The organism is Mesotoga infera (assembly GCF_900157305.1).
GTDB lineage: Bacteria > Thermotogota > Thermotogae > Petrotogales > Kosmotogaceae > Mesotoga > Mesotoga infera.
Genome location: NZ_LS974202.1, coordinates 667,697 through 683,801, shown reverse-complemented (window position 1 = coordinate 683,801; position 16,105 = coordinate 667,697). Strand labels below are relative to the sequence as shown.

The 16,105-nt window shown below is 46.7% G+C and carries 15 protein-coding genes; 3 read left to right on the top strand and 12 right to left on the bottom strand.

Annotated features, from left to right (window positions below; genetic code table 11):
- Window positions 1-719: 719 nt before the first annotated feature.
- The 8 genes from MESINF_RS03210 to MESINF_RS03175 form a co-directional block, all read right to left on the bottom strand.
- The gene (locus MESINF_RS03210; RefSeq protein ID WP_197712704.1) at window positions 720-1,559 is read right to left on the bottom strand and encodes a nucleotidyl transferase AbiEii/AbiGii toxin family protein; all 840 of its coding nucleotides are present in this window, start codon (window positions 1,557-1,559) and stop codon (window positions 720-722) included.
- Entirely contained in the window at window positions 1,556-2,149 is a 594-nt protein-coding gene (locus MESINF_RS03205) for a type IV toxin-antitoxin system AbiEi family antitoxin domain-containing protein (RefSeq protein WP_169698510.1), read from the bottom strand. Before MESINF_RS03205 ends, MESINF_RS03210 begins: the two co-directional genes overlap by 4 nt.
- 929 nt (window positions 2,150-3,078) lie before the next feature.
- The gene (locus MESINF_RS03200; RefSeq protein ID WP_169698509.1) at window positions 3,079-4,173 is read right to left on the bottom strand and encodes a transposase; all 1,095 of its coding nucleotides are present in this window, start codon (window positions 4,171-4,173) and stop codon (window positions 3,079-3,081) included.
- 84 nt (window positions 4,174-4,257) lie between these two features.
- Window positions 4,258-4,389, bottom strand: coding sequence for a GIY-YIG nuclease family protein (locus MESINF_RS03195; RefSeq protein WP_231936898.1), 132 nt, complete (start codon window positions 4,387-4,389; stop codon window positions 4,258-4,260).
- 311 nt (window positions 4,390-4,700) lie between these two features.
- Window positions 4,701-5,678 (bottom strand): nucleotidyl transferase AbiEii/AbiGii toxin family protein, encoded by a 978-nt coding sequence (locus MESINF_RS03190; RefSeq protein ID WP_169698507.1) that lies wholly within the window; start codon window positions 5,676-5,678, stop codon window positions 4,701-4,703.
- Window positions 5,663-6,466 carry a type IV toxin-antitoxin system AbiEi family antitoxin domain-containing protein gene (locus tag MESINF_RS03185; protein WP_169698506.1) on the bottom strand — a complete coding sequence of 268 codons (804 nt, stop codon included), beginning with the start codon at window positions 6,464-6,466 and terminating at the stop codon, window positions 5,663-5,665. Before MESINF_RS03185 ends, MESINF_RS03190 begins: the two co-directional genes overlap by 16 nt.
- A gap of 1,065 nt (window positions 6,467-7,531) precedes the next feature.
- Window positions 7,532-7,879 carry a type II toxin-antitoxin system PemK/MazF family toxin gene (locus tag MESINF_RS03180; protein ID WP_169698505.1) on the bottom strand — a complete coding sequence of 116 codons (348 nt, stop codon included), beginning with the start codon at window positions 7,877-7,879 and terminating at the stop codon, window positions 7,532-7,534.
- On the bottom strand, window positions 7,872-8,123 hold the full coding sequence (locus MESINF_RS03175) for a hypothetical protein (protein WP_169698504.1): 252 nt from the start codon (window positions 8,121-8,123) through the stop codon (window positions 7,872-7,874). Before MESINF_RS03175 ends, MESINF_RS03180 begins: the two co-directional genes overlap by 8 nt.
- A gap of 361 nt (window positions 8,124-8,484) precedes the next feature.
- On the opposite strand from MESINF_RS03175, the gene MESINF_RS03170 reads away from it, so the two are divergent.
- Genes MESINF_RS03170 through MESINF_RS03160 form a run of 3 tightly spaced genes read left to right on the top strand, consistent with a single transcriptional unit; the run spans window position 8,485 to window position 11,698 of the window.
- Window positions 8,485-9,120: a cobalamin B12-binding domain-containing protein gene (locus MESINF_RS03170; RefSeq protein ID WP_169698503.1), complete on the top strand. Its 636-nt coding sequence runs from the start codon at window positions 8,485-8,487 to the stop codon at window positions 9,118-9,120.
- On the top strand, window positions 9,117-10,169 hold the full coding sequence (locus MESINF_RS03165; protein WP_169698502.1) for a uroporphyrinogen decarboxylase family protein: 1,053 nt from the start codon (window positions 9,117-9,119) through the stop codon (window positions 10,167-10,169). Before MESINF_RS03170 ends, MESINF_RS03165 begins: the two co-directional genes overlap by 4 nt.
- Entirely contained in the window at window positions 10,166-11,698 is a 1,533-nt protein-coding gene (locus MESINF_RS03160; protein WP_169698501.1) for a diguanylate cyclase, read from the top strand. The genes MESINF_RS03165 and MESINF_RS03160 overlap by 4 nt, the downstream gene beginning before the upstream one ends.
- 824 nt (window positions 11,699-12,522) lie before the next feature.
- Here MESINF_RS03160 and MESINF_RS03155 read toward each other — a convergent pair.
- The 4 genes from MESINF_RS03155 to MESINF_RS03140 form a co-directional block, all read right to left on the bottom strand.
- Window positions 12,523-12,819 carry a GIY-YIG nuclease family protein gene (locus tag MESINF_RS03155; RefSeq protein WP_169698500.1) on the bottom strand — a complete coding sequence of 99 codons (297 nt, stop codon included), beginning with the start codon at window positions 12,817-12,819 and terminating at the stop codon, window positions 12,523-12,525.
- Between the two features lie 494 nt (window positions 12,820-13,313).
- Window positions 13,314-14,504 carry a P-loop NTPase fold protein gene (locus MESINF_RS03150; protein ID WP_169698499.1) on the bottom strand — a complete coding sequence of 397 codons (1,191 nt, stop codon included), beginning with the start codon at window positions 14,502-14,504 and terminating at the stop codon, window positions 13,314-13,316.
- Window positions 14,505-15,027: 523 nt separating this feature from the next.
- On the bottom strand, window positions 15,028-15,270 hold the full coding sequence (locus MESINF_RS03145; protein ID WP_169698498.1) for a type II toxin-antitoxin system HicA family toxin: 243 nt from the start codon (window positions 15,268-15,270) through the stop codon (window positions 15,028-15,030).
- Window positions 15,267-15,476 carry a 2-oxoisovalerate dehydrogenase gene (locus MESINF_RS03140; RefSeq protein ID WP_169698497.1) on the bottom strand — a complete coding sequence of 70 codons (210 nt, stop codon included), beginning with the start codon at window positions 15,474-15,476 and terminating at the stop codon, window positions 15,267-15,269. The genes MESINF_RS03145 and MESINF_RS03140 overlap by 4 nt, the downstream gene beginning before the upstream one ends.
- Window positions 15,477-16,105 lie beyond the last annotated feature (629 nt).

Genomic DNA, 16,105 nt, shown 5'->3' with positions numbered 1-16,105 from the left:
ACACGAGCAGCGGGTCTCGGGTTTCGGGTCTAGGGTCTAGAACGCGAAAAACGTGGTTTTTCGCGGTCTTTGCTCCTTCACGTCATGCCGGACTCACTTGATGTCATTCTGAGCTTGACTCAGAATCTGCTCTTTCAACCGTAAGGAGCGAGATCCCGTATAGGAGCATTACGGGATGACAGTCCCTTGCCGTCATGCCGGACCCCGATCCGGCATCTCCGCTCCTTCGAAAGAGCAAGAGCGAGATCCCGTATAGGAGCATTACGGGATGACGGCGGAGGAGTACTAAGGAACGAGATCCCGTATAAGAACATTACGGGATGACAGTCCCTTCCCGTCATGCCGGACCTGATCCGGCATCTCCGCTCCTTTGAAAGAGCAAGAGCGAGATCCCGTATAGAAGCACTACGGGATGACAGTGCGGGGGCGTTACGGGATGACAGACCCCTCGCGTCATGCCGGACTCACTTGATGTCATTCTGAGCTTGACTCAGAATCTGCTCTTTCAACCGTAAGGAGCGGGATCCCGTTTAAGAGCACAACGGGATGACATAAGGGTGAGCATTACGGGATGACCCTGAATAGGAACATTTCAGGGCAGGCTTATCAGGACAGGCTCCACGGGATGACACGAAGCAGAGTTCGAAGCCGGAATGACAGTATGAAAAATAGGGGACTCCATTTTTTCACGAAAGGTTATAGTTCGAGTAGATTTGTTTCTATTCTAGAATATCGTTAAGTATTTCTCTTATTGTATGACAGATATGATCGAATCCGATATCTCTGGCATAATCGAACTGATTCTGATAATCTTTCCAGAACTCACTCATTGCATCGCTGGTCTGGACCGTTTTTAGTATTTCGTCATAGCGCTTAATTATGTTTATAGTTCCTCTGCTTTGGCAGGTATTGAGCAAAGCTTCCTTCAGAGTACGCGGATCAATGTTTTGCCACTGCAGTTTGCGAATTATATAGATGTCGTAATAATCCCTGGGACGAGTATTTTGATTTCCTCTTGCTATCGTTGTTTCTAGTTTCTCGGCCATTATCGTCTCCAGGTTATATGCAAGTATTCTGATGCTCCGGGAATCGAAGAGCAGTCTAAATTCGTAGTTGATTTCTTTTGGCGTGATGATGTCTCCTGTGGTGATATCAACTTTCAGAGGTACTTTTATCGGAGGGTACACCGCTTCCAGGGCTACGCGGAATCCATGATAATCTGCACTCTCACGTATCTCTTCAATCCTTCTGAGCGAGAAAATGACTTCATCATTAATTTCTATCGCACAAATCTCGTTCAGCATGTTCTGTATGCTTTCTGCATTAATCTTTAGCCCTTTAATGGTCGCGTCTATATCCATGGTCGCTCTTGTATCAAGGCCTACTATTGACGCGATAAGAAATCCACCTTTCAAGATGAAGTTCGATTGGTAGCGTGATAATGAAATTCTTTCCAGCAAACGCTCCAGCATATAGTTCTGCAGGACAATCTGAGCGGAGATTTTCTTGCTTTTAGCCATGTTCTTAACGATCGCTTTCAGCTGCATCGAATTCTTCAAAGTAACACCTCTAAATAAGCCCGAAGCTTCTTTTCTACCCTCATGAGCTTTGCGTATTCTGAAATCAATGGAATATCTCTATTGAGCAGTTTTACGTATCTCTTGAATGCTTCGCTGATGATCTGTATATCTGTATGACTTCGTCCCTTTAGAGTGTCGCACAGTGTTCTCTCTGCATTATAGACCCTTACCTCGTTGCCATTAGGAGTTTTTGTCGTGGTTATACCAAGTTCGTATAACCCGTCTTTGACGCGATAGTATTCAACATTTTCTTCTTTTAGATTTGAGGTATTATAGCCGATCGGAAATGTCATTGAATACTTGATCGGGGTTCGATCTGTCAAACCAAGCAAGAATAGTGCTGTTCCGTGAGAAAAGATCCCCCGCCTGTAGCGGTTTTGGAGGTTGAACATCTCATCGTCAAGAATCGTAGGAATAATATAAACACCGCGTGCTGATCTTTCGAGAAGGCCCCTTTCTACAAGAATTCTCAAATACTGACGGTTTATCCCCGCATCTGTGATTTGTCTCGATGTTACTATACCGTTGTTTTTACGCGCGACGTCTAGAATCTTGTTGATATAGGACATATATCACCTCCTACAAAAGCGAATATCATTTACGCATATAATTGTATCGTTTGTGTGCATTAAAGTCAATACTTGAGAAATAGAAAAATATGTTAGGAGACCGTCCTTCGAAAGAGCAGGAAGAGCGGGAAGAACCGTGTGTGGGGTTTGGGGTATAGGGTCTGGTAAGAACGAGATTCGTATAAGTGCTCTTTCCAACAACCTACAACGCACAACCCACCACGGTTCCTAACATACCACTATGGTTCTCACGCAGAAGAGCCGTCCTTCGTCCTTCGTCCCGGAGCGTGGACCCGTCCTTGGAAAGAGCGGAACCAGAGGAGAGAGGGCGAGACACGAGCAGCGGGTCTCGGGTTTCGGGTCTAGGGTCTAGAACGCGAAAAACGCGGTTTTTCGCGGTCTTTGCTCCTTCGAAAGAGTAAGAGCGAGATCCCGGGTCGGAGCCCGGGATGACATTAGTGGGGTATTACGAGATTGGACACGGGATGACCCTGAATAGGAGCATTTCAGGGCAGGCTCCATGGGGACACTACGGGATGATAGTCCCCTCGCGTCATCCTGGCGTGCTCCCAGCCAGGATCTCGCTCTTCGCGACCCATTTTTGCGGTCTTTGCTTCTAACCAAGAACGAAGAACAAAGCTTCTAGCTCCGCAAAGAAGAACTGCTCTTTCGCGAGTCCCGGTTTTTCGCAGAGATTTTAACACTCCGGCCTGGCCTGGTTCATCAAGTTAAGTCCTGTATCTTGTTCTTTTTATCAGTAACCGTTTTTAATTTCTTCCCAAAGGTCTTGAAGATCCGGGTTTCTTTCTTTAATTAGCTGTAGCTTCCATTCTCTTTTCCAGCTCTTCAGTTGTTTTTCTCTTCTGATAGCATCCGAGATTCTTTCAAAGAATTCGTAATAGACAACGATAGTGCAGTTGTACTTATTCTCAACTTATGCACTTCGAGTTAACAAAGCGAGGAAGAAGGAAGTGGATAGAAGAATCGCTAGCGGAAGAGCTTCGAGCTAATTGGAAGAAGTAATCGAATTTGATCAGTTCAAGGAAATCCCTGAGAGAGACCTGGTCTTTGACAGAACGATAGAAGTTGGCGATCATCCATGTAGTGAAGGCAAGCTGGACAAGTTCGACATGCTTCTGAAAACTGGTAGAGGAGAAGACCTGGGCCTTGAGACCGAAGTTCTGCTTGACTGCTTTGAAGTAGGTCTCGATGTAGTTTCTCTTCCTATAATGCTCAAGGATCTCCCAATCGGTCAGAGAAGTATCGCTTGAGAGGATGATTCTGTTCTCTTGGTCTGTGTTATGGAAGACAAGCTTGACAGTGGCATTGTTGTATTTGGGTATCTTCACAATGATAGAAGAGAGACCGCGAGTCTTGTTTCTCAGTTTGGACAGATGGAGCTTGCGCCCCTGAAAGATAACATTCATCACAGGGTTGAGTCTTCCGATTACTGTGAACCCCATTTCCATAGCCTTCAGAAATATCTCCGAGCAGAGTATTCCTCCATCCATCATGAGGATAGTATCTTTGAAAGGTATCCTCTCTAGCATTCGAATGAACTGGTCTGTGAGATTCTCTTCGTCTCTCAAAGAGGAGAAGAGAGGGAAGTAGAGTTTATCTTTCACCCAGCCGATAGCGCTCAAGAGAGAGACACCGCTCACGATTTTATTCTCTATGGTTGAGTAGAACTTCCCGAGATTCTCGATTCTCTTTCCTCTCCTCTTCATGACAGTCTCGTCCAGAATGATGTACTTGAACTCGAGAGAATACTCCTGGAGGAATCTAGAGATGTAATCTACTCTCGCGTATGAAAGGTCTCTTGTGGAGAGTGACTGAGAGCTCAACATTCTCGAGATGGATGACTGAGAAGAAGAACAGAAGGGGGCCAGTCTGCTGGTGTTCTTATGAGCGGACAGGAAGAGGGCACAGGAATACCCTTCAACAAACCTTCTCTGCTCTATACGTAGGAAGCGAACTGAACCGATGACATCCGAGATAATCTGTGATATATTCGTTGTGGGCATGAAATCATCCTTTCGTATGGTCTGATCACCACGAATATACGATGATTTCATGCCTTTTTCAATGACCCTGTTCTATTTCCTTCTTTAGGTTAAGTCAAAGTGCATAAGTTGAGTATTGGTAAAGCCCTCTACTGTTTTATTTTTGTGTTCTTGGACCCTTCGGAAGAGATTATTGGTGACTCCAATGTAGAACACTGTTCTATAAGGATTTGTCATTATGTACACAAACCCTGAATTCAAAGCATCACCTCAAATTATAGAAATTCTTTAATGAATGAATAATACACCAAGATCTTAAGTACCAGGAGAGATTTAACGGAAGAGCGAGATCCCGTATAGGAGTCCTGAATAAGAGCATTTCAGGACAGGCTCCACGGGATGACAGCGGAGTAACACTAAGGAGCGAGATCCCGGGTCGGAGCCCGGGATGACGGTATAGAACCATTACGGGATGACATAAGGGTGAGCATTACGGGATGACACGGGATGACAGTAGAAGGGCGTTACAGTTGACGAGTCTTCTTTGATCAGCCTTGAAAGGTTTGTCTGATGTTTAGTGCTTTCCACTTGAGCATAGGCTGTTTCTTGATTCTATCTGCCAGTTCTTTGTCGTCGGTAATGATTTCTGGTTTGATCTCCCCTTTTTCGTTTAGGATTCTTAAGAATTCTCTTTCATTGTCGTTCAGAGGTAGCAAGTAGGAGACTACTTTCTGGCAAGAATTTTCGATATCACTGGCAAGAGTTTCGAGCTTTTCTTTGTCAAGTGTACCCCTTAGAAGTGGCAGCAATCGCTTTTTCAGGTCATTTTCGTTTACTCGAAGTGTTTTTTCATCTATTTCGAGCCAGTTTTCTCGATTCATTCCCCCGAAAACCGTAAAGGCAAGCCGGAGTTTTTCAAGGTCAAGGGTGCTTATTTGCTTCTCAAGTAGATATACATCATAAAGGTCTCTGCTTGTTTCTCGCGAAAAGCAGGCCGCAATTTTCGAGGCGAAAACTTCCAGCTTGTTTACTAATGGGACTCTGCGGGCTATTTGACTACCTAGCTGCCTTGAATCCATTGTCTCAATTTCAAACAGTGGAATTCTCATCATGTAGTTTATATCAATAGATAGGTTTCCTCCAGAAGATAGGGAGCTCACGTACCTCAATGAATAAGAGGTAGCTGCTTCTGAATCCCTTTTGTTTCTTATGGACAGGCTTTCTTCGAGGCAGACTGATTCTATGATTTTCTCAAAACCGCTTCTGTCACGGTCGAGTTCTTCTCGAGTGGGGGATCCAATATAGTTGATATCTATATCTACCGATAATCTTGGAATTTCCAGGAAGAACAGATTTATTGCCGTCCCCCCTTTTAGAGCGAAACTTCCTACAAGACGATCGATATTTGATGCGCGGTCAAGCCACGAAAGCAGTAGCGAGACTTTCTCAATAATCTCCTGCCGATAACCCGTCTGACCGGATAATCTGGACAGGGTCTCTCTGGATATCCTTATCGCTCTTCCCACCTTTCATTCAATATGTTTTCAGGAATTACGAGATTCCATTCCTTTACCAACTTGGCCCTTTCAACTCGTGATCGATCAAAGTAATGCAGCGAAACGGGGATCATTTTTTTTAGTTCTCTCAATAGAGTTTGGTCATTTTTTATGATGCTCGGATGTCTTTGTAAGAAGAAGCCAACTTTGGCGCTCGTGGTAGAGTTGCCAAGTGCCTTCAGATACTTCAGCAGGTTTTCGGTGTTTAGATACTCGGTCATTTTGAGAGAACGCCAGACCTCTTCAATTCCGCCACATAGATTGGGTCGATCGAGCATATCTACAAAGGTTCTTTCTCTACTGGTTATAAAAACGTTTATGCCTTTTATATCCACTTGTTCCGTGAGTAGGAAGTAGTTGTCTGAGCGAAGCAGTTTCTGAGAGGGGTGAGTCGGAATGTATTCGATTTCCCTGAATACTAAAGGACGCACACTCTTCATTGTCAAGAATGTTCTGGTGTTGAAAAGCGAGTAGGTATTCCCATTGAATTCCTGAGCCGTATGATAGGCAAGAATCGCATCCTCTGTTCTCTTTGCTGCAACGAGAAATGAATCAGGGTTGAATTGTTCTGCCTTTTGGTTTAGAGGTACTACTGCGTAGAGACCACGACAGATTTTGAGGATCCGGCCTCTCTTAACGTGATAATTCAGAAGAACGCTGTAGTTCTCAAGACTCTTAGATTTATTCTTCTTCAGGAATTCTTTTAGTTCATGAGTCGTGAAGACCGGTGATTCTTCAAAAAACAGTTCTAATCTCACTTGATCCCCTCTCTGTTAGTTGACATCTATTGGCATATAGTAAATATATTTTATATTTTTAGGTGATCAATGTCAAGTGAAATAAGAAAATAGCGACTCCATTTTTAGTAAGAGCGGTTGTTTGTTGCAGAGCTAGGAGCTTTGTTCTTGGTTCGAAAGAGCGAAAAGAGCGGAAAGAACCGTGTGTGGGGTTTGGGGTATAGGGTCTGGTAAGAACGAGATTCGTATAAGTGTTCTTTCCAACAACCTACAACGCACAACCCACCACGGTTCCTAACATACCACTATGGTTCTCACGCAGAAGAGCCGTCCATCGTCCTTCGTCCCGGAGCGCGGACCCGTCCTTGGGAAGAGCGGAACCAGAGGTGAGAGGGCGAGACACGAGCAGCGGGTCTAGGGTCTAGAACGCGAAAAACGCGGTTTTTCGCGGTCTTTGCTCCTTTTCGTCATGCCGGACCTGATCCGGCATCTCCGCTCCTTTGAAAGAGCAAGAGCGGGAAGAGCGAGATCCCGTATAAGAACATTACGGGATGACAGTCCCTTGCCGTCATGCCGGACCCCGATCCGGCATCTCCGCTCCTTCGAAAGAGCAAGAGCGAGATCCCGTATAGGAGTCCTGAATTCGATCATATCAGGACAGGCTATTACGGGATGACGGCGGAGGAGTACTAAGGAACGAGATCCCGTATAAGAACATTACGGGATGACAGTCCCTTCCCGTCATGCCGGACCTGATCCGGCATCTCCGCTCCTTCGAAAGAGCGGGAGAACGGGATCCCGTATAGGAGTCCTGAATTCGATCATATCAGGACAGGCTATTACGGGATGACAGTACGGGGGCACTAAAGAGCGAGATCCCGGGTCGAAGCCCGGGATGACAATAGCGGGGTATTACGGGATGACACGGGATGACCCTGAATAGGAGCATTTCAGGGCAGGCTCTCCCCTCACGTCATCCTGGCGTGCTCCCAGCCAGGATCCCGTTCTTTGCGAAAAACGGGACAGACGTCAGGAGCCCGTCAGTGCACATTTTCGTCAGATGTAAGATCTATCCTCGATCACCTATTATGTTATATCGAGAAGTATTTTTATGAGTTCGAGGACCTGGCACATTACTTCTTCCGAGACTCTGCCAATTCTCTTTTCCAGTCTGTCTCTAGATATGGATCTTATGTCTTCGCTCTTGATGTAGCTTGTGAGATCAAGCCCGGTTTCTTTGCCGGATATCTCAACATGAAGGGGGATGGATTTGTTTTTTGATGTAATTGGAACTACGATCACGAGTTCTGCCGGTCCGTGGTTGAACTGGTCAACGGAAATTACCAGGCATGGTCGAAAACCGGCCTGTTCTCTACCTCTGACCGGGTTCAGGTTCGCCAGCCAGATTTCACCTCTGGAAGGTAGGTTATTCATCTTTCTTCAGTCCATCTGCGAGCGCCGTTTCCCACTCTTCTCTCTCTTTCTGTTCATCCTTCCAGAGTTCTTCCCTTTCTTTTAGTTTTGCAAAGGCTCTGTTGGCGTCGTTTAGAAGCATTTCCCGTCTGTATGCATCTACCGCTTTAGCCAGAATCTCCCCTATCGTTTCGCCGCTGGCCAAAGCCATGGCCTTAAGTCTGGAGTGAGTTTCGGATGAAATTCGCACGATCTGCGTCTTCAAGATATATCACCACCGAGTAAACATATTTATATACTGATAATATAACATATTTTGTATTCAGAGAGCACGAGATGTGGAGAGAGGACGAGACAGGGGAGAGGTGTGAAGAGCGGAAGAGCGGGAAGAGCCGTCCATCGTCCTGCGTTAAAGCCTACGAGGCCCATTTGGGCTAGAACATCTTGCATCCAGGAAGGTAATAGCGATGACCTATGAGCATAGACCTGATAACTGAATAGATTCTATTTTGATGCATTACTCGGTCAACTGTCCAGAATTGTAGAGTCAGTGGCACTGCTTTGCATACTCTTTGTGTAAAATAGAGAATAAACGAGATAGTTCTCTTTTCACAGGAGTGGTTGAGGTGGATATAACTTCGAGTGATCTGGAATTAGCGCTTCTTTCAGCAAGTTATTCCAGAGTCAGTAAACAGTTCGGGCTGATCGTGTCAGAACAAGGGTTGCAGATGGCTGTTGACAGTTACCTGATAGATGCGCTGGAGAGAATAGGCCGGTCCTGGGCAGAAGGAAGAGCCTCGCTTTCACAGGTATATATTGCAGGTAAGATCTCTGAACGTCTTTTGGATGAGTTCACCCGAGATATAGAGCATGAGAAGAAAGACGGTGCACGTATTGCGATTGTGACGCTGTACGATCGACACACTCTCGGGAAGAGGATAGTGAGGAGTTTCCTGAGGTCTTCAGGCTATGAAGTAATGGATCTGGGATCGCTTTCAAGCAACGAAGAGCTGCTCGGTGTAGTCAAGAAATACGATGTGGAGATTCTTCTCATCTCTGTTTTGATGCTGCATTCTGCCTTGAAAATCGAGAGCTTCATCACAGAGCTCAAAGAAAGCGGCTTCCAAACAAAGGTCGTCGTCGGGGGTGCACCTTTCAATGCCGACGAAACACTCTGGAGAAGAGTTAAAGCCGATAGATACGGAAAGACGGCAGCCGAGGCTATCAATATATTAAACGAGATTACGGGTGATTCGAGATGAGCGAAATAACTTCCATGGAGAGGGTCTTAAAATCCCTTAGCTTTCAGGAACCAGACAGGGTACCGCTCTTCTTGCTTCTGACTATGCATGGCGCGAAGGAACTTGGCATGACTATACGTGAGTATTTTTCCAGCGCAGAGAATGTTGTCAGGGGTCAGATCTTGCTGCGAAGAAAGTACGACAACGATTGTTATTTTCCCTTCTTCTACGCTGCTAGAGAGATAGAGGCGTTTGGCGGCGATATAGTTTACAGCGAGGATGGACCTCCAAATGCAGGGGAGCCGATCATAAAGAAAGTCGAAGATATTGAAGGATTGGCGATGCCTGATCCGAGAACGGTCCGCCCTCTACAGAGTGTGTTGAAGGCGATAAATGCTCTCAAGGAGGAGGGAAGGGGTGGTGTTCCAGTCTTAGGTGTTGTCATTTCGCCTTTTTCGTTGCCGGTGATGCAGATGGGCTTCGAGAGATACCTGGATATCCTTTACGATGATAGGGACTTTTTCGACAGACTGATGAGATTCAACAAGGAGTTCAGCGTGAGGTGGGCAAACGCTCAGGTGGAGGCCGGAGCGACCGCGATCGTTTATTTCGATCCTCTTTCTTCGCCCAGCATAACGGACGTGGAAACTTTCAAAGCTACTGGATACCCTATTGCGAAGGAAGTTATCTCCAGAATAAAGGCACCCGTGGCGATGCATTTCGCGTCAGGTCTTTGTATGGATATTCTAGATTTGCTGCCGGCAACCGGAACCGTTGCGATTGGCTTCAGCGCTCTGGAGAATATACCGAAACTGAAGGAGAAGGCTTCGAGACTGAAACTCTCGCTTATAGGCAATTTGAACGGTGTTGAGATGACATCTTGGGATCGAGAAAAAGCCGAAGAGACTGTCAGAGGAGTGATCGAGCAGGGGGCAAATGGCGGGGGGTTTATTTTGTCGGACAACCATGGCGAAATCCCTTTTCAAGTTTCCGACGAGATTTTGAAGGCGATTTCCGAGGCCGTGCACAAATGGGGTGAGTACCCGATCTCGAATGGAGATATTCGATGAAGAAGATAGTGGTGGTTGCCTGCTCCAATTTCCAGCAGGAGATGCTTGAGATTAGCACCCGCGAAGAGTTTCAAGCGCTGAGTTTTTACTTTTATCCGGCTTTGTGCGAAGTTTCACCCCGGTCAGGCATGCGCGAAATTCTTAACGATGTTTTGAGCTCTTCGGGCGAGAAGCTTCACTTCCTTTTCGCTCCTAGGTCCTGTCCGATCTTAGAACACCTGCGCGAAAGACCTGAAATAACGCATATTGCCTACGATTTTTGCCAGGAGCTCTTAGCTCCCAAAGTTATTTTACAACAGCAGATAAAAAGGAATTCCTATTTGGTAACAGATGGCTGGCTTTCTCAATGGAGAGAGCATTTGAGAAACTGGGGTTTCGATCCTTCTAAGAACTCTAGCTTCATGAGTGAGTTCTCCACATTGATCGTTCACCTTAAAACCGGGGTAATCGAAAACCCGGAACGTGAACTCGCCGATTTTGCCAAAGCCGTAAAGCTCCCGACAGATGTGATCGATATAGGGCTTGATTATGTAAAAAACTTTGTTCTGGCCTCTGTTTACGACACAATAGCACGGAAGATGGGTCTTTTCGAAGAGGCGTTCGATTTCGATCTCCACAGGCAGATAGCCAATTATGCAATGATCAACGAAGTCCTCATGGAGATAGCCAGTCTGAATTCTAAGAACGAGGTCCTAGAGAAAATATCCACGCTCGCCGAAATGCTTTTCGCTCCAGAGGAAGTCCTTTTCTTCGAGAAATTTCGGGACGGCTGGAGAGAGATTTACTCATCTGCAAGAGGTTCTACCATCACCGAAGAGGTTCTGCAGATCCCGGAAAATCCCGAAGATATCTTCTCGCTCGAATGTGGAAGAGACCTATGGATGAAAGTCCGGCATGACGATAAATTGCTCGGAGCGTTGAAGATCTCGAAAATCGCCTTTCCAGAGTATTCCGATCGCTATCTCCCCGTACTGGGAAATATCAGGAGCGTTCTGGGTTTATCGCTCAGCAACGCCGAACTCCTCGAAGAGTTGAAAACGATCTCCCTTACTGATCCATTGACAGGAATTTACAACAGGAGAGGCTTCTTCGACAAGGCAAAAGCCGAGTTTCTCAAAGCTTCCAGAGGAAACAAAAGTCTTTCTCTTGCGGTCTGCGATCTTGATAACTTAAAGGCGATAAACGATTCCTTCGGCCACGAAGTGGGTGATTTAGTTCTCAAAGAGGTCACTAGCATCGTCAGGGATAATATAAGAGAGTCCGATGTGTTTGGCAGGTTCGGGGGAGATGAATTCATAATACTTTTTCCTGGTTGCGATTCAAAAGCCGCGCTGGAGGTGCTAGATAGAATAAGAGTGGTGGTAGGTAAGATCAAAGAACCTTTGCTGAATGGACAGGAGTTATCGCTCAGTTTCGGACTCACTACCATAAGGGAGGACACAGGCTCCCTCGAGGAACTAGTTTCTCTTGCCGACAGAGCTCTATACGAGGCAAAGAACTCTGGAAGAAACGCCATAAAATTTATATGATCTCACAATTTTTTCAAGAACAGGAAGAGCGGTTCCGGCGTGTTGCGCCCAAGTTCTTCGTTCCGACGCTGCGCGTCCAGGTTCTTGGTAAAAGACTCGAGAGGAAGAGAGAGAGGAGAGAAAACCAGTCCTTTCCTCCTTTCCGTCATGCCGGACTCACTTGATGTCATTCTGAGCTTGACTCAGAATCACGGTTTTCCTCCCTTCGGGTCATCCTGACGTGCTCCCAGTCAGGATCCCGGTCTTCGGAAAAACGTGGACAGACGTCAGGAGCCCGTCAGTCCCCATTTTCGCGGTTTTTCCTCCCTTCCCGTCATGCCGGACCTGATTCAGCATCTCCGCTCCTTCGAAAGAGCAAGAGCGAGATCCCGGGTCGGAGCCCGGGATGACAGTGCGGGGACACTACGGGATGACAGTCCCTTCCCGTCATGCCGGACTCACTTGATGTCATTCTGAGCTTGACTCAGAATCTGCTCTTTCAACCGTAAGGAGCGAGATCCCGTATAAGAACATTACGGGATGACATTAGCGGGGTATTACGGGATTGGACACGGGATGACCCTGAATAAGAGCATTTCAGGGCAGGCTCCATGGGGACACTACGGAATGACAGTCCCTTCCCGTCATCCTGGCGTGCTCCCAGCCAGGATCCCGGTCTTCGCGACCCATTTTTGCGGTCTTTGCTTCTAACCAAGAACGAAGAACAAAGCTTCTAGCTCCGCAACGAAGAACTGCTCTTTCCCGAGTCCCGATTTTTCGTAGAGATTTTAACACTCCGGCCTGGCCTGGTTCATCAAGTTAAGTCCTGTATCTTGTTCTTTTTATCAGTAACCGTTTTTAATTTCTTCCCAAAGGTCTTGAAGATCCGGGTTTCTTTCTTTAATTAGCTGTAGCTTCCATTCTCTTTTCCAGCTCTTCAGTTGTTTTTCTCTTCTGATAGCATCCGAGATTCTTTCAAAGAATTCGTAATAGACAACGATAGTGCAGTTGTACTTATTGGTAAAGCCCTCTACTGTTTTATTTTTGTGTTCTTGGACCCTTCGGAAGAGATTATTGGTGACTCCAATGTAGAACACTGTTCTATAAGGATTTGTCATTATGTACACAAACCCTGAATTCAAAGCATCACCTCAAATTATAGAAATTCTTTAATGAATGAATAATACACCAAGATCTTAAGTACCAGGAGAGATTTAACGGAAGAGCGAGATCCCGTATAGGAGCATTACGGGATGACAGTGTGGAGGCATTCACGGTGTGACAGCCTCTTCCCGTCATGCCGGACCCTGATCCGGCATCTCCGCTCCCTCGAAAGAGCAAAAAAGCGAGATCCCGTATAGGAGCATTACGGGATGACAGCGGAGGAGCACTAAGGAGCGAGATCCCGGGTCGGAGCCCGGGATGACAGTGCGGGGACACTACGGGATGATAGTCCCCTCGCGTCATCCTGGCGTGCTCCCAGCCAGGATCCCGTTCTTTGCGACCAATTTTTGCGGTCTTTGCTTCTAACCAAGAACGAAGAACAAAGCTTCTAGCTCCGCAAAGAAGAACTGCTCTTTCGCGAGTCTCGGTTTTTCGCAGAGATTTTATCACTCCGACCTGGCCGACAGGTCCGTCAAATTCCGGACTGTTCCGACAGTTTTCGCTGGGAGGTGTTCAAAAAGACTTTTGCTTTTCCAGATATTCTGTATGTTCCGTTTCTTTCGATCAGCAGCCCTAATGTAGTAAGCCTTTCGATTGTGGAATAGGAGGTCGTTCTTTTGATTGCATTGCTTTTCAATAGATCGAGTAGTTCTTCTTTATTTCCAGAGAAGTCCGATGCCACTTTCAGCGTTTTTCTCTGAATTTCTGTGAGTGCCAGATCTCCCATGTATTCTCTTACTATCTTCTTTATCGATTCGTTTGCATCGCTTACAGATATGAATTTCGCACCTGCATTATCGAAAACCACTTTCTGGGCTATCCAGAGCGCATCCCGCGGATTACCGTCAGCGAAACTAACGATCGGTTCCAGCGATTCCGGTCTGAACCATGAGGTGAGGTTGCCAAGACGCTTAAGAAGCAGCTCTCTTATATCCGAATCCGTTAGCTCACTCAGGAATACTACATCCTTTATCACGTTCTCAAGATTGCCCGATTCGTTCCATTTCATCCTGTCCTGCCTGTAGTCCCTGTAAATACCGTAGGGCAACGAAAACAGTACCATCAGTTTGTCCTGTTGTAGTTCAAGCTTCAAAGAATCGAGAACATTAATAACATCCTGCTTGCTTTCTTTATCGAGTTCGTCTATTACCAGTAGAACCTTGCCGTAGTTCATTACCAGTGTCTCGAGCAGAGTTCGCAGTTTTTCATGAGCGGCAAAAACGTTGAATCTCGGCATTTTTTGCTTCTCAATGCTGCCTCCGCCGCTTCCGAAGAGAGAGAATCCCAACGATGCGCCCTTTATAATCGAGACTTGCTCGACGATCCATTCTTCGGTTTCTTTCGCAATAGCGCTCACTTTACCGGTAGAGTCCTTTTTGAGGAGGTTGGACAGGCTGAAAAGCAGGTCGTAAAGAATCGTTTCCCGATTATCCCTGTGGATCAACGAAACACTCAGCTTCTTTATATCTCCGGAATCAAGAACATTCAGCACGGTAGTCTTTCCTATTCCAGTTTCTCCAGAAATGCCAAATATGCCGAAAGGCTGGTATTTTATGAGAAGCTCGAGAGATCGAATCTCTTTACGACGGTTGATAAGGCTGTGATTTTCTTCACTTTGAAGAGGCCTATCTACCAGTGCTTGTACTATCTTCCCTATGTCCAAGAACAACACCTCCAAAGCGATTATATCACTCCGACCTGGCCGACAGGTCCGTCAAATTCCGGACTGTTCCGACAAAAGCGAGAAGAGCCGTCCTTGGAGAACAGAAGAGCAGTTCCTCGTTCCGACGCTGCGCGTCCAGGTTCTTGGTAAAAGACTCGAGAGGAAGAGAGAGAGGAGAGAAAACCCGTCCTTTCCTCCTTTCCGTCATGCCGGACCCTGATCCGGCATCTCCGCTCCTTTGAAAGAGCGGAACCAGAGGTGAGAGGGTAGAGAGCGATGCGTGGAAGAGCGAGAAGAGTCGGAACGAGAAGAGGAGAGAGGGCGAGACACGAGCAGCGGGTCTCGGGTTTCGGGTCTAGGGTCTAGAACGCGAAAAACGCGATTTTTCGCGGTCTTTCATCCTTCACGTCATGCCGGACCCACTTGACGTCATTCTGAGCTTGACTCAGAATCACGGTTTTCTAAGGAGTGGATCCCGGTCTTCGCGAAAATTGGCTACAACGGACCTCAGGAGCCGATGAACTTACTCAAAAAGGAATCGAACCAGCTCTTTTTTTGTTATACCAAAATGGTCTGCGATTTCTAGTAGTATTACGTTAAATGTGCCTGGCTTCAGCGAGTTATGCAGGGGGATGGTTATGTGGTGTTCGCCTTTCTGGTTTGTGGTTAGTCTTACGTGGCTTCCGCTTTGTCGAGTGACTTCGTAACCCAACCTGGCGAGAGCCCTGACAAGCTCTTCTCCGCTTAGGTCTCTCGGGAGTCTCAAAGCGCAATTACCTCTTCCTTGACGAAGTGCAACCTGATTATTCTAGGGAGCTCGCTCTCATCAAAATGGCATCTCACAGCATCGCGAATGTTTTCCTTCAGCTCCTGTAAAGTCTCGGCTTCAGTAATTATGGAATGGCCCAGAGCCCGAGCGAAGAATCCCGAAACAGGATCCTCTTCAATCAGAAAGATTATTTCAGTTTTCACATTCAGCCTCCGTTCAAACTCTGATGTTTGCGTGATATCAGCATGTTTCTCAGTAATGTTCTAGGCGCTCGAAAAAATTATACCATCGAAGACCGGGCATATGCCTCAAAAGAATAGATAAACAGGCGACAGATAAACAGACTCCATTTTAGGCAAAAAACGAGCAGCGGGTCTCGGGTTTCGGGTCTAGGGTCTAGAACGCGAAAAACGCGGTTTTTCGCGGTCTTTGCTCCTTTTCGTCATGCCGGACTCACTTGATGTCATTCTGAGCTTGACTCAGAATCTGCTCTTTCAATCGTAAGGAGCGAGATTCCGTATAGAACCATTACGGGATGACAGCGAAGGAGCACTAAGGAGCGAGATCCCGGGTCGGAGCCCGGGATGACAGTCTTACTCCCTTCCCGTCATGCCGGACCTGATCCGGCATCTCCGCTCCTTCGAAAGAGTGAGAAGAGCGAGATCCCGTATAGGAGCATTACGGGATGACCCTGAATAGGAGCATTTCAGGGCAGGCTCCACGGGATGACACGGGATGACAGTACGGGGACACCACGGGATGACCCAATAGTGACAGTCTTGTCGTTTTAGGTTTCTCCCCAGTGACGCGATCCCCGCGATACTAATATGGC

Bases quoted from the DNA above. Each gene is read 5' to 3' on its own strand.
- MESINF_RS03205 (WP_169698510.1), bottom strand. From the start codon at position 2,149: ATGTCCTATATCAACAAGATTCTAGACGTCGCGCGTAAAAACAACGGT.
- MESINF_RS03160 (WP_169698501.1), top strand. From the start codon at position 10,166: ATGAAGAAGATAGTGGTGGTTGCCTGCTCCAATTTCCAGCAGGAGATG.
- MESINF_RS03180 (WP_169698505.1), bottom strand. From the start codon at position 7,879: ATGAATAACCTACCTTCCAGAGGTGAAATCTGGCTGGCGAACCTGAAC.
- MESINF_RS03165 (WP_169698502.1), top strand. From the start codon at position 9,117: ATGAGCGAAATAACTTCCATGGAGAGGGTCTTAAAATCCCTTAGCTTT.
- MESINF_RS03200 (WP_169698509.1), bottom strand. From the start codon at position 4,173: ATGCCCACAACGAATATATCACAGATTATCTCGGATGTCATCGGTTCA.
- MESINF_RS03195 (WP_231936898.1), bottom strand. From the start codon at position 4,389: ATGACAAATCCTTATAGAACAGTGTTCTACATTGGAGTCACCAATAAT.